Raw genomic sequence first — 13,634 nt, forward strand, 5'->3', positions numbered from 1 at the left:
CCGAAAGACACAAAATGCTTTCATCATCAAATCACTTGAATATATTAGCCTGCTCGGTATAGCGTGACAGGTGGCTGGAATAAGCAAACACGCTTTAGTTGGATATATTATTCATTTGGGATGTTGATAGGTATTGTCGCTCGTTGATATTATATCTATCGTCTTTATCTATCATTATAAGGAGAATAATAATGAATATTCGGGACTTAGAGTATCTTGTCGCGTTGGCAGAACATCGTCACTTCCGACGCGCGGCAGATTCCTGCCATGTGAGTCAGCCAACACTCAGTGGACAGATTCGTAAACTGGAAGACGAACTCGGCGTGATGCTGTTGGAGAGAACCAGTCGCAAAGTCTTGTTTACACAAGCGGGGCTGCTGCTGGTCGAGCAGGCACGAACGGTATTACGCGAGGTCAAGGTACTAAAAGAGATGGCGAGCCAGCAGGGGGAAACCATGTCTGGGCCTCTGCATATCGGCCTGATCCCCACTGTGGGGCCTTATCTGCTGCCGCAAATCATTCCAATGCTGCACCGCACGTTTCCCAAACTCGAAATGTATCTGCACGAAGCACAAACCCACCAGTTGCTGGCCCAGTTGGACAGCGGCAAACTGGACTGCGCCATTCTCGCGATGGTGAAAGAGTCCGAAGCCTTTATCGAAGTTCCCCTCTTTGATGAACCGATGAAGCTGGCAATTTATCAGGATCATCCTTGGGCGAACCGCGAACGCGTGGCGATGTCCGACCTGGCGGGTGAAAAGTTGCTGATGCTGGAAGACGGCCACTGCCTGCGCGATCAGGCGATGGGCTTCTGTTTTCAGGCCGGGGCGGATGAAGATACGCATTTCCGGGCAACCAGTCTGGAGACGCTACGTAACATGGTCGCAGCCGGAAGCGGGATTACACTGCTGCCGTCGTTATCCGTGCCGCGCGAACGCGAACGTGACGGCGTCTGCTATTTACCATGCTATAAACCGGAGCCCAAGCGCACAATCGCGCTGGTGTATCGCCCCGGTTCACCGCTGCGCGGACGCTATGAGCAACTTGCTGATACCATCCGCGAGCATATGCAGGGCTATATGGAAAACTTGTCAAAATAAGCGGTTAAGTCCGTTCAGTGCCGCTACGCGGTACGCTTCTGCCATGGTTGGATAGTTGAAGGTGGTATTAACGAAATATTCGATAGTATTGCCTTCACCTTTTTGTTCCATGATGGCCTGCCCGATGTGGATAATCTCAGCGGCGCGCTCACCAAAGCAGTGAATACCCAGGATTTGTTTGGTTTCGCGGTGGAACAGAATCTTCAAGCTTCCCACATTCATGCCGACAATCTGCGCCCGTGCCAGATGCTTGAACTGTGCGCGTCCGACCTCGTAAGGCACCTTCATTGCGGTAAGCTCTTGTTCGGTTTTCCCCACGGAGCTGATTTCCGGAATAGTGTAAATACCGGTTGGGATATCTTCGATCAGATGCGCACTGGCATCGCCTTTGATAATCGCCTGCGCGGCGAGCCGGCCCTGATCGTACGCCGCTGATGCCAGGCTGGGATAGCCGATGACATCGCCAATTGCATAAATATGCGCCAGCGCCGTCTGGTACATACTGTTGACTTTGAGCTGTCCGCGGCTGTCGGTGTTCAGGCCGATATTCTCCAACCCCAGCGTTTCCGTGTTCCCTGTGCGTCCGTTGGCATAGAGCAGGCAGTCTGCCTTCATCTTCTTGCCTGATTTCAGGTTGACGATCACGCCGTCAGACAGTCCTTCAATACTTTCGAACTCTTCGTTGTGGCGAATAACCACGCCGTTGTTCCAGAAGTGATAGGACAGGGCATCCGACATTTCCTGATCGAGAAACGCCAGCAGCCTATCGCGGGTATTGATTAAATCGACCTTAACGCTCAGACCGCGAAAGATAGAAGCATATTCGCAGCCGATAACGCCAGCGCCATAGATGATGACGTGCTGGGGCTCATGGTCGAGTTGCAGAATAGAGTCGCTGTCGTAAATACGCGGGTGATTGAAGTCGACGTCTGCCGGATGATACGGACGTGATCCGGTCGCGATAATGATATTGGCGGCGGTCAGCGTTTCATGGGTGTTGTCTGGGTAGTGAACGGCAATCGTATGGGCGTCGATGAAGCTGGCCTCGCCGGAGAACAACTCGCACTGGTTACGCTCATAAAATCCTTGTCGCATACGGGTTTGCTGACCAATGACGCTGTCGGCATGGCGTAGAATATCGGAAAATGAGGAGCGGATAATGCGGGAGTTGTCACTGTAGAGGGGATTTTGATTGAACTCGATAATGCGGCTGACGGCGTGGCGGAGGGCTTTGGAAGGAATCGTACCCCAGTGGGTACAGCCGCCGCCGACATTGTAGTGACGTTCAATCACCGCAATTTTGGCGCCGTGCTTGGCTAATCCCATTGCTGCACCTTCACCGCCGGGACCGGAACCAATCACAATGGCATCATAATCGTATTGATGTTGTAGAGTCATGGTAGGTTAAACCTGTTTTTATACAAAATAATAACGTGGCCTTAACATCGTGCGATTGTAACATCGACTGCGGCAGAACCCAATCATCCCTGCCTTTACTATGGAAACAGATTCTCACATTCTTAATATGGCAAACTTTGTCTCATTCTGCGGACAATAAAGTTTGCTATAGTGCCCCTCTGGAAAGGGGAGAGATCATTTGGGCAGCATAATGGGTGTCAGAGCACAACAAAAAGAACGGACTCGTCGTTCCCTTATAGAAGCTGCATTTAGCCAGTTAAGCGCTGAGCGCAGTTTTGCCAGCCTGAGTCTGCGTGAAGTTGCCCGCGAAGCGGGTATTGCGCCGACATCTTTCTATCGTCATTTTCGTGACGTGGATGAACTGGGGCTGACAATGGTTGACGAAAGCGGGCTGATGCTGCGTCAGTTAATGCGACAGGCCCGACAGCGTATTGCCAAGACCGGTAGCGTAATCAGGACGTCGGTTTCCACCTTCATGGAATTTATCGGCAATAATCCTAATGCGTTCCGGCTGTTGCTGCGTGAACGTTCAGGTACGTCGGCCGCTTTCCGTGCGGCAGTCGCGCGCGAAATTCAGCATTTTATCGCTGAACTGGCGGATTATCTTGAGGTGGAAAACCATATTCCCCGCAGTTTTGCGGAAGCGCAGTCGGAAGCGATGGTGACCATTGTTTTCAGCGCGGGGGCAGAAGCCCTGGATGTTTCTCTGGAACAGCGTAAACAGCTGGAAGAACGACTGGTACTGCAACTGCGGATGATCGCCAAAGGGGCGTATTACTGGTACAGAAAAGAACACGATAGTAGTTTTACCGTGCCATAAATCCTCTATACCAACAACATGAAAAGGGAGAAACCATGACAGAAAAACCTCACCAAGAAAAAGGTACGCTGGTGCTGGCGTTGATTGCGGGCTTGTCCATAAACGGCGCATTCGCCGCCTTATTCAGCAGTATTGTTCCGTTCTCGATTTTTCCCCTGATTGCGCTGGTATTGTCCGTTTACTGCCTGCATCAACGCTATTTGCACCACAGTATGCCGGAAGGTATTCCGATGCTGGCGGCGGCCAGTTTTCTGTTGGGATTACTGATTTACAGCGCCATCGTGCGCGTTGAATATCCCGCCATTGGATCGAATTTTATTCCTTCGATCCTGTGTGTGGTGTTGGTTTTCTGGATTGGCCTAAAACTGCGCCGCAGAAAGGCCACGGAATCAGTGTCCGCAGAAGAGAGCGAAACGCTGTAGCGGAGCATGCTGGCGGGGTGACCCGCCAGATTGTGTACTGTTACTGACGTTTTTCCAACAGCACGCCACACTCCATATGGTGGGTGTAAGGAAATTGATCGAACAGTGCCAGACGGCGAATGTCGTGGGTTTCTGAGAGCGTTTGCAGGTTATGGCTCAGCGTTTCCGGGTTGCAGGAAATATAAAGAATACGCGGATACGCCTGCACCAGTTTCACCGTTTCGTCATCCAGTCCGCTGCGCGGCGGGTCAACAAAGATGGTCTCGCACTGGTAGCTCGTCAGATCGATGCCCTGTAGGCGGTTAAACTGACGCACACCCTGCATGGCCTGCGTAAATTCTTCTGCCGCCATGCGGATAATCTGCACGTTCTCTATCTGGTTCGCCGCGATGTTATATTGTGCGGCCGCAACGGATGGCTTGGCTATCTCGGTGGCCAGTACGCGTTCGAAATTCCTTGCCAGCGCGAGTGAAAAATTGCCATTGCCGCAATACAGCTCCAGCAAATCTCCCGTCGATCCCGCCGTCGCATCCAGCGCCCATTCCAGCATCTGAATATTGATTGCGGCATTCGGCTGCGTGAAGCTGTTTTCTACCTGTCGGTAAATCATATCCCGACCTGCAACCGGCAGGCATTCATCGACATAATCGCGATCGAGGCAGATTTTGGTTTTTGTCGCGCGGCCAATCAGTTGTAGACGGAAGCCCTGCGCCGTCAGGCTATCGCGCAGCGCGCGGGCATGCTCCTGCCACTCCTCGTCCAGCGCACGGTGATAGAGCAGCGAAACGATCACTTCGCCGCTCAGGGTGGACAGGTAGTCTATCTGGAACAGTTTGCGGCGCAGGACGGAGTCGGGCTGGATTGCAGCAAGCAGCGCTGGCATCAGACGATTGATTAACTCGCTGGCTGCCGGAAAGCGATCGACCCGAATGCGCTGTTTGGTTTGCTGGTCAAACATGATGTGATAAAGCTCGTCACCCTCGTGCCAGATACGGAACTCGGCGCGCATCCGATAGTGGCTGACGGGAGAACGGAAGACGACAGGTTCTGGTGCATTGAACGGTGCCATCATTCCACGAAGACGCTCGGTTTTCTCTGCAAGCTGGTCGTCGTATTGTTCGATGGGCAGGATTTCTGGCGTCATGGTTTTCTCGTCTGAACAGCGTCTAAAAGGGTGTTATTGGCCGGGAATTGTAGGGAATCCGGCCAGGAAGTCCAGTTTTGTTACGTTATTATCCTGTAGTGATATAGAAGTCTAGACTTCCACAATTCGCGATTGTAGGATGAGCATCCGGCCTTGTAACACAAGTTAAAAGGGAATCCAGTGTAAATCTGGAGCTGACGCGCAGCGGTAAGGAAAGCCCCGGCGATAGCATTATTATGCAGACACTGTTATGTACCCTAAATAATTCGAGTTTCAGGTAGGCGGCAAGAGAGGGACAAATTCGTCGGGAACGAATTTGACCAGCCAACGGCTGGCCTCCGGTGAGAGACAGGATGTCTCTCATTTCATCCCGATGAGCTTACTCAAGTAAGTGATTCGGGTGAGTGAACGCAGCCAACGCACATGCAACTTGAAGTATGACGGGTATAGATGGGAAGTCATCGCTTTCGTTGTATCCCTTACCGTCATTGACGGTTTGTGGTAACAACGGCATCCAAGCCCGAAGACCTGCCGGAATACGTCGCAATTGGTTCTGCATATCGCGTGCTATTAACAGAGCCTGCGGCATCCTTATTATTTCTCGGATGCTTTAACAATGATTAAAAAAATTTCGCTGCTGACGGCGCTTTCCGTCACGGCATTTTCTGGCTGGGCGCAGGAAAGTCAAAATCCGTCATCGGAAAAAAATACCGATGACATGGTAGTAACGGCAAATCGCTTCGCGCAGCCGGTTTCTTCGGTGCTGGCATCAATTGACGTGGTCACTCGTGATGACATCAATCGGTGGCAAGCGAAGAATGTTTTGGAAGTTATGCGTCGATTGCCAGGGGTGAATATTGCTCAGACTGGTGGGTTGGGGCAAAGTGCATCAATGTATATTCGGGGCTCGGAAGCACGCCACACGTTAGTACTCATTGATGGTGTCCCTATTGCTAAATACGGTATTACAGGCGATCCAGATTTCAACCTTATTCCTATTGCTTTAGTACAGCGCATTGAGTTTATGCGTGGTCCACGTTCGGCGGTATACGGTGCCGATGCTATTGGTGGCGTGGTTAATATCATTACGCAAACAACAGAAAATAAAACAGTACTCAATGCAGGGGCTGGTTCGAACCGCTATCAGGAATATAGTGGAAGCTTGCATCAGTCGGTTGGTGATAGCACTCGAGTCTCTTTAGCTGGAGCTTATCAGGATACTCGGGGATTCAATGTTTACCCGGATTCATCTAATCAGGCATTAGATTCAGATAAAGATGGCTGGCGCAATAAAACATTCTGGGCAGGGGTTGAACATCAGTTTAACGATTCTATTTCTGGGTTCTTCCGTGGCTACGGTTATGGCAGCAATAGTGACTATGATGCGCTTTCCCAAGACTTTGGTTTTCCCATTCAAAATGAACAGCAGAGCTACAACCATACCTATAGTGGCGGATTGCGATTCTCCCATGAAAATTATGCTTCTCAGTTGATTGCCAGCTATCAGAAATATACTTCAATCCAATATCTCAGTACTCAAGGGCGCTATGGTGCTTATAACTCTCAAGATGATATGGACCAATATGACGTGCTGTGGGGGAATACCTTGGCACTTAGCCATGGCATGGTCAGTGCGGGCATTGATTGGCGCCAGCAGAAGCTAACTTCAGAGGGGGTTAGTTTTAATACACTAAACCGCGAGAGTAACCGCTATAAGCAGGATAATTCAGGGGCCTATTTAACCGCGCAACAACAATATGGTGCTGTTATTCTGGAAGGGTCTGTACGCGGTGATGACAATGAGAAGTTTGGTAGGCATGGTACTTGGCAGCTTGCATCAGGCTGGGAGTTCTTCCCCGATTACCGAGTAACCCTCTCTTATGCGACAGGCTTTCAGGCACCCACTTTGGGACAGTTGTATGGTCAGAAGCGTTTCGATATTGAATCAAATAAAAACCTAAAGCCTGAAGAGTCGAAACAATGGGAAGCCGGATTGGAAGGTTTAACCGGGCCATTAAGTTGGCGTTTGTCGGGTTATATTAATCAGATCGATAATCTGATCGCGTATGAGTATGCTTTTGCAACAAATACCGGGACTTATTATAACGTTGATGCAGCAACGATGAAGGGGCTGGAGTGGACGGGGTCATTTGAGACTGGTGTACTGAATCACCAAATCACTTTGGACTATCTTGATGCCCGTAACGATGAAAACGATAAGGTTTTGGCCCGTCGTGCGAAGCAGCAAGCAAAGTACCAAGTTGACTGGAACCTGTATGACGTCGATTTTAATCTGAGTTACCAGTATGTAGGTAAGCGGTTTGATAATGCAGCAAATACCCGCCGCCTACCTAGCTACAGTACGGTTGATGTTTCCGCCTCATATCCGATCACCTCTCATCTGACAGTTCGTGGTAGAATCGCCAACCTGTTTGATAAAGATTACGAGACGGCATATGGCTACCGCACGGCAGGGCGAGAATACTATCTCACCGGAAGCTATACCTTCTAACCTGCCATCCCGTCCTACGGTTCTGGTCTTCGATTCCGGCGTAGGCGGGCTGTCTGTTTATGATGAAATCCGGCAACTCTTGCCGGATCTTCACTATATATACGCATTCGATAACGAAGCGTTTCCTTATGGTGAGAAATCACAGCAGTTTATTATCGAGCGCGTGGTTGAGATTGTTAACGCAGTTCAACTACGCCATCAGCTCGCACTGGTTGTAATTGCCTGTAATACGGCAAGTACAATTTCCCTTCCTGCGTTACGTGAGCGTTTTACTTTCCCTGTCGTGGGCGTCGTCCCTGCGGTGAAGCCGGCAGCTAAGCTGACGCGCAATGGCGTTGTTGGCCTACTGGCGACGCGCGCAACGGTTCAACGCCCCTATACGCACGAACTGATTGCCCGTTTTGCGACGGATTGCCAGATTCTGTCATTGGGATCGTCAGAGCTGGTCGAGTTAGCAGAAGCGAAATTGCAGGGTGAGACGGTCTCAATTTTCGAGCTGCAAAAAATTCTGCGTCCTTGGCTACGTTTACCGGAACCGCCAGACACGGTCGTGCTCGGGTGTACGCATTTTCCATTATTAGCAGAAGAGCTGAAAGCGGCATTGTCAGATGGAACACGTCTTGTCGACTCTGGTGCTGCTATAGCTAAAAGAACAGCATGGCTGATTGCTAATCTGGATAATCCTCCACTTTCGACAGATAAGAATCTGGTTTACTGTCTGGCGATTACGCCTAAAGTCGCTACGCTGTGGCCAATATTGCAGCGTTATGGCTTCGATTCGCTGGAAAAACTGCCACTTTAATAGCCTTGTGGGTAAATAGTAGACAAACGATAATTATTTTGCATTTAGCGCTTGTCAGGCGGCGAGAAGTCCCTATAATGCGCCTCCACTGACACGGCAACAGCGCAAACGCAGTTGTGATGACAGGAAAAAGATTTCATAAAGCAGTCAGCAATGACTTGACTTTAAAGCGGATTAGCATAGTATATGCGACCCGCGCCACGAGAGATTGTGGCACTGCTCTTTAACAATTTAATCAGACAATCTGTGTGGGCACTCACAAGACCGTATCTTGACGATATAAAAAGTCTTGAAGAGTGAACAACAGTAAATTCATTACGAATAAACAGTTTTAATTCTTTGAGCATCGCTGACGAGTTCAGCAAATCAAACAAATCTTAAATTGAAGAGTTTGATCATGGCTCAGATTGAACGCTGGCGGCAGGCCTAACACATGCAAGTCGGGCGGTAGCACAGAGGAGCTTGCTCCTTGGGTGACGAGCGGCGGACGGGTGAGTAATGTCTGGGAAACTGCCTGATGGAGGGGGATAACTACTGGAAACGGTAGCTAATACCGCATAACGTCTTCGGACCAAAGCGGGGGACCTTCGGGCCTCGCGCCATCAGATGTGCCCAGATGGGATTAGCTGGTAGGTGAGGTAATGGCTCACCTAGGCGACGATCCCTAGCTGGTCTGAGAGGATGACCAGCCACACTGGAACTGAGACACGGTCCAGACTCCTACGGGAGGCAGCAGTGGGGAATATTGCACAATGGGCGCAAGCCTGATGCAGCCATGCCGCGTGTGTGAAGAAGGCCTTCGGGTTGTAAAGCACTTTCAGCGGGGAGGAAGGCGGTGAGGTTAATAACCTCATCGATTGACGTTACCCGCAGAAGAAGCACCGGCTAACTCCGTGCCAGCAGCCGCGGTAATACGGAGGGTGCAAGCGTTAATCGGAATGACTGGGCGTAAAGCGCACGCAGGCGGTTTGTTAAGTCAGATGTGAAATCCCCGAGCTTAACTTGGGAACTGCATTTGAAACTGGCAAGCTAGAGTCTTGTAGAGGGGGGTAGAATTCCAGGTGTAGCGGTGAAATGCGTAGAGATCTGGAGGAATACCGGTGGCGAAGGCGGCCCCCTGGACAAAGACTGACGCTCAGGTGCGAAAGCGTGGGGAGCAAACAGGATTAGATACCCTGGTAGTCCACGCTGTAAACGATGTCGATTTGGAGGTTGTGCCCTTGAGGCGTGGCTTCCGGAGCTAACGCGTTAAATCGACCGCCTGGGGAGTACGGCCGCAAGGTTAAAACTCAAATGAATTGACGGGGGCCCGCACAAGCGGTGGAGCATGTGGTTTAATTCGATGCAACGCGAAGAACCTTACCTACTCTTGACATCCACAGAATTCGGTAGAGATACCTTAGTGCCTTCGGGAACTGTGAGACAGGTGCTGCATGGCTGTCGTCAGCTCGTGTTGTGAAATGTTGGGTTAAGTCCCGCAACGAGCGCAACCCTTATCCTTTGTTGCCAGCGGTTAGGCCGGGAACTCAAAGGAGACTGCCAGTGATAAACTGGAGGAAGGTGGGGATGACGTCAAGTCATCATGGCCCTTACGAGTAGGGCTACACACGTGCTACAATGGCGTATACAAAGAGAAGCGACCTCGCGAGAGCAAGCGGACCTCATAAAGTACGTCGTAGTCCGGATTGGAGTCTGCAACTCGACTCCATGAAGTCGGAATCGCTAGTAATCGTAGATCAGAATGCTACGGTGAATACGTTCCCGGGCCTTGTACACACCGCCCGTCACACCATGGGAGTGGGTTGCAAAAGAAGTAGGTAGCTTAACCTTCGGGAGGGCGCTTACCACTTTGTGATTCATGACTGGGGTGAAGTCGTAACAAGGTAACCGTAGGGGAACCTGCGGTTGGATCACCTCCTTACCAAGAAGATGTGCGTTGAGTGAAGTGCTCACACAGATTGTCTGATGAAAATAACGAGCAGAAATACCTTAATAGGCTTGTAGCTCAGGTGGTTAGAGCGCACCCCTGATAAGGGTGAGGTCGGTGGTTCAAGTCCACTCAGGCCTACCAACTTTTCCGTGAGTGGTATATAAGGTATCTGTAAGCAACGATGGGGCTATAGCTCAGCTGGGAGAGCGCCTGCTTTGCACGCAGGAGGTCTGCGGTTCGATCCCGCATAGCTCCACCATTAAAAAGACTTCAGAGCGTATTGGAAACAGTATGCTGCGAAGTATTTTGCTCTTTAACAATCTGGAACAAGCTGAAAATTGAAACATGACAGCTGAACATACTGACACGACAGTAATGTGGTGTGAGCAATGAATCAGTCTGTCAATGAGTCTCTCAAATAATCGCAGCGCGAATGTGTCTTCAAGACACCTTCGGGTTGTGAGGTTAAGCGACTAAGCGTACACGGTGGATGCCTAGGCAGTCAGAGGCGATGAAGGGCGTGCTAATCTGCGATAAGCGTCGGTAAGCTGATATGAAGCGTTATACCCGACGATACCCGAATGGGGAAACCCAGTGTGTTTCGACACACTATCATGACATGAATCCATAGTGTCATGAGGCGAACCGGGGGAACTGAAACATCTCAGTACCCCGAGGAAAAGAAATCAACCGAGATTCCCCCAGTAGCGGCGAGCGAACGGGGAGGAGCCCAGAACCTGAATCAGTTTGTGTGTGAGTGGAAGCGTCTGGAAAGTCGCACAGTAAAGGGTGATAGTCCCGTACACAAAAATGCACAAGTTGTGAGTTCGATGAGTAGGGCGGGACACGTGACATCCTGTCTGAATATGGGGGGACCATCCTCCAAGGCTAAATACTCCTGACTGACCGATAGTGAACCAGTACCGTGAGGGAAAGGCGAAAAGAACCCCGGCGAGGGGAGTGAAATAGAACCTGAAACCGTGTACGTACAAGCAGTGGGAGCCTACTTGTTAGGTGACTGCGTACCTTTTGTATAATGGGTCAGCGACTTATATTCTGTAGCAAGGTTAACCGAATAGGGGAGCCGCAGGGAAACCGAGTCTTAACTGGGCGTTAAGTTGCAGGGTATAGACCCGAAACCCGGTGATCTAGCCATGGGCAGGTTGAAGGTTGGGTAACACTAACTGGAGGACCGAACCGACTAATGTTGAAAAATTAGCGGATGACTTGTGGCTGGGGGTGAAAGGCCAATCAAACCGGGAGATAGCTGGTTCTCCCCGAAAGCTATTTAGGTAGCGCCTCGTGAATTCATCTTCGGGGGTAGAGCACTGTTTCGGCTAGGGGGTCATCCCGACTTACCAACCCGATGCAAACTACGAATACCGAAGAATGTTATCACGGGAGACACACGGCGGGTGCTAACGTTCGTCGTGAAGAGGGAAACAACCCAGACCGCCAGCTAAGGTCCCAAAGTCATGGTTAAGTGGGAAACGATGTGGGAAGGCACAGACAGCCAGGATGTTGGCTTAGAAGCAGCCATCATTTAAAGAAAGCGTAATAGCTCACTGGTCGAGTCGGCCTGCGCGGAAGATGTAACGGGGCTAAACCATGCACCGAAGCTGCGGCAGCGACACTCAGGTGTTGTTGGGTAGGGGAGCGTTCTGTAAGCCTGCGAAGGTGTCCTGTGAGGGGTGCTGGAGGTATCAGAAGTGCGAATGCTGACATAAGTAACGATAATGCGGGTGAAAAACCCGCACGCCGGAAGACCAAGGGTTCCTGTCCAACGTTAATCGGGGCAGGGTGAGTCGACCCCTAAGGCGAGGCTGAAAAGCGTAGTCGATGGGAAACAGGTTAATATTCCTGTACTGGGTGTTACTGCGAAGGGGGGACGGAGAAAGCTAGGTTATCCGGGCGACGGTTGTCCCGGTTTAAGCGTGAAGGTGGGTGACTTTGGTAAATCCGGGTCATCATTAACACTGAGGCGTGATGACGAGTCACTACGGTGATGAAGTAACTGATGCTACGCTTCCAGGAAAAGCCTCTAAGCTCCAGGTAACACCGAATCGTACCCCAAACCGACACAGGTGGTCAGGTAGAGAATACTCAGGCGCTTGAGAGAACTCGGGTGAAGGAACTAGGCAAAATGGTGCCGTAACTTCGGGAGAAGGCACGCTGGTGTAAGGTGAAGTCCCTCGCGGATGGAGCTGAGACCAGTCGAAGATACCAGCTGGCTGCAACTGTTTAATAAAAACACAGCACTGTGCAAACACGAAAGTGGACGTATACGGTGTGACGCCTGCCCGGTGCCGGAAGGTTAATTGATGGGGTCAGCCGCAAGGCGAAGCTCTTGATCGAAGCCCCGGTAAACGGCGGCCGTAACTATAACGGTCCTAAGGTAGCGAAATTCCTTGTCGGGTAAGTTCCGACCTGCACGAATGGCGTAATGATGGCCAGGCTGTCTCCACCCGAGACTCAGTGAAATTGAACTCGCTGTGAAGATGCAGTGTACCCGCGGCAAGACGGAAAGACCCCGTGAACCTTTACTATAGCTTGACACTGAACCTTGAGCCTTGATGTGTAGGATAGGTGGGAGGCTTTGAAGCGTGGACGCCAGTCTGCGTGGAGCCGACCTTGAAATACCACCCTTTAATGTTTGATGTTCTAACGTGGGCCCGTAATCCGGGTTGCGGACAGTGTCTGGTGGGTAGTTTGACTGGGGCGGTCTCCTCCCAAAGCGTAACGGAGGAGCACGAAGGTTAGCTAATCCTGGTCGGACATCAGGAGGTTAGTGCAAAGGCATAAGCTAGCTTGACTGCGAGAGTGACAGCTCGAGCAGGTGCGAAAGCAGGTCTTAGTGATCCGGTGGTTCTGAATGGAAGGGCCATCGCTCAACGGATAAAAGGTACTCCGGGGATAACAGGCTGATACCGCCCAAGAGTTCATATCGACGGCGGTGTTTGGCACCTCGATGTCGGCTCATCACATCCTGGGGCTGAAGTAGGTCCCAAGGGTATGGCTGTTCGCCATTTAAAGTGGTACGCGAGCTGGGTTTAGAACGTCGTGAGACAGTTCGGTCCCTATCTGCCGTGGGCGTTGGAAGATTGAGAGGGGTTGCTCCTAGTACGAGAGGACCGGAGTGAACGCACCACTGGTGTACGGGTTGTGATGCCAATTGCATTGCCCGGTAGCTAAGTGCGGAAGAGATAACCGCTGAAAGCATCTAAGCGGGAAACTTGCCTCGAGATGAGTCTTCCCTGGGCACTTGATGCCCCTGAAGGGCCGTTGAAGACGACGACGTAGATAGGCTGGGTGTGTAAGCGTAGCGATACGTTGAGCTAACCAGTACTAATGACCCGAGAGGCTTAACCTTACAACACCGAAGGTGTTTTGGTGTGATGATGACTCAAGAGACAATATTTTAGCTTGTTCTAGGATTGGTTCTGATGGTTACGGAGATGGCGAAGAGAAAAGCCATGATAAGTAAC

General features: G+C 51.0%; 7 protein-coding genes, 2 tRNA genes and 2 rRNA genes. 9 read left to right on the top strand and 2 right to left on the bottom strand.

Annotated features, from left to right (window positions below):
* Positions 1–191 precede the first annotated feature (191 nt).
* Positions 192–1,100 carry a DNA-binding transcriptional regulator OxyR gene (oxyR, locus tag O1Q74_RS00890; protein WP_010281486.1) on the top strand — a complete coding sequence of 303 codons (909 nt, stop codon included), beginning with the start codon at positions 192–194 and terminating at the stop codon, positions 1,098–1,100.
* Here the strand turns inward: oxyR and sthA are convergent.
* On the bottom strand, positions 1,092–2,498 hold the full coding sequence (gene sthA / locus O1Q74_RS00895) for a Si-specific NAD(P)(+) transhydrogenase (protein ID WP_271875621.1): 1,407 nt from the start codon (positions 2,496–2,498) through the stop codon (positions 1,092–1,094). The genes oxyR and sthA overlap by 9 nt on opposite strands.
* A gap of 211 nt (positions 2,499–2,709) precedes the next feature.
* Between sthA and fabR the strand changes: the two genes are divergently transcribed.
* Positions 2,710–3,339: an HTH-type transcriptional repressor FabR gene (fabR, locus tag O1Q74_RS00900; protein WP_010308157.1), complete on the top strand. Its 630-nt coding sequence runs from the start codon at positions 2,710–2,712 to the stop codon at positions 3,337–3,339.
* A gap of 35 nt (positions 3,340–3,374) precedes the next feature.
* Positions 3,375–3,761, top strand: a complete 387-nt coding sequence (locus tag O1Q74_RS00905) for a YijD family membrane protein (protein WP_271875624.1) — start codon at positions 3,375–3,377, stop codon at positions 3,759–3,761.
* A gap of 40 nt (positions 3,762–3,801) precedes the next feature.
* Here the strand turns inward: O1Q74_RS00905 and trmA are convergent, their stop codons facing one another.
* Positions 3,802–4,905, bottom strand: coding sequence for a tRNA (uridine(54)-C5)-methyltransferase TrmA (gene trmA / locus O1Q74_RS00910; protein ID WP_271875626.1), 1,104 nt, complete (start codon positions 4,903–4,905; stop codon positions 3,802–3,804).
* 616 nt (positions 4,906–5,521) lie between these two features.
* On the opposite strand from trmA, the gene btuB reads away from it, so the two are divergent.
* The 6 genes from btuB to O1Q74_RS00940 all read left to right on the top strand — a co-directional run bounded on the left by btuB (position 5,522) and on the right by O1Q74_RS00940 (position 13,519).
* Positions 5,522–7,417: a TonB-dependent vitamin B12 receptor BtuB gene (gene btuB / locus O1Q74_RS00915; RefSeq protein WP_271875628.1), complete on the top strand. Its 1,896-nt coding sequence runs from the start codon at positions 5,522–5,524 to the stop codon at positions 7,415–7,417.
* Positions 7,362–8,219, top strand: a complete 858-nt coding sequence (gene murI, locus O1Q74_RS00920; RefSeq protein ID WP_271875630.1) for a glutamate racemase — start codon at positions 7,362–7,364, stop codon at positions 8,217–8,219. The genes btuB and murI overlap by 56 nt, the downstream gene beginning before the upstream one ends.
* A 379-nt stretch (positions 8,220–8,598) precedes the next feature.
* Positions 8,599–10,140 (top strand): 16S ribosomal RNA (locus O1Q74_RS00925).
* Positions 10,141–10,213: 73 nt separating this feature from the next.
* Positions 10,214–10,290, top strand: a tRNA-Ile gene (locus tag O1Q74_RS00930).
* Between the two features lie 42 nt (positions 10,291–10,332).
* Positions 10,333–10,408: transfer RNA gene (locus tag O1Q74_RS00935), tRNA-Ala, on the top strand.
* 204 nt (positions 10,409–10,612) lie between these two features.
* Positions 10,613–13,519 (top strand): 23S ribosomal RNA (locus O1Q74_RS00940).
* The 16S and 23S rRNA genes sit together here with 2 tRNA genes alongside, the layout of an rRNA operon.
* Positions 13,520–13,634: the final 115 nt, after the last annotated feature.

This window comes from Pectobacterium sp. A5351, from assembly GCF_028335745.1.
Classification (GTDB): Bacteria; Pseudomonadota; Gammaproteobacteria; order Enterobacterales; family Enterobacteriaceae; genus Pectobacterium.

Coding starts and splice junctions, on each gene's coding strand:
- oxyR (WP_010281486.1), top strand. CDS start 192: ATGAATATTCGGGACTTAGAGTATCTTGTCGCGTTGGCAGAACATCGT.
- O1Q74_RS00905 (WP_271875624.1), top strand. CDS start 3,375: ATGACAGAAAAACCTCACCAAGAAAAAGGTACGCTGGTGCTGGCGTTG.
- fabR (WP_010308157.1), top strand. CDS start 2,710: ATGGGTGTCAGAGCACAACAAAAAGAACGGACTCGTCGTTCCCTTATA.
- btuB (WP_271875628.1), top strand. CDS start 5,522: ATGATTAAAAAAATTTCGCTGCTGACGGCGCTTTCCGTCACGGCATTT.
- trmA (WP_271875626.1), bottom strand. CDS start 4,905: ATGACGCCAGAAATCCTGCCCATCGAACAATACGACGACCAGCTTGCA.
- sthA (WP_271875621.1), bottom strand. CDS start 2,498: ATGACTCTACAACATCAATACGATTATGATGCCATTGTGATTGGTTCC.
- murI (WP_271875630.1), top strand. CDS start 7,362: ATGGCTACCGCACGGCAGGGCGAGAATACTATCTCACCGGAAGCTATA.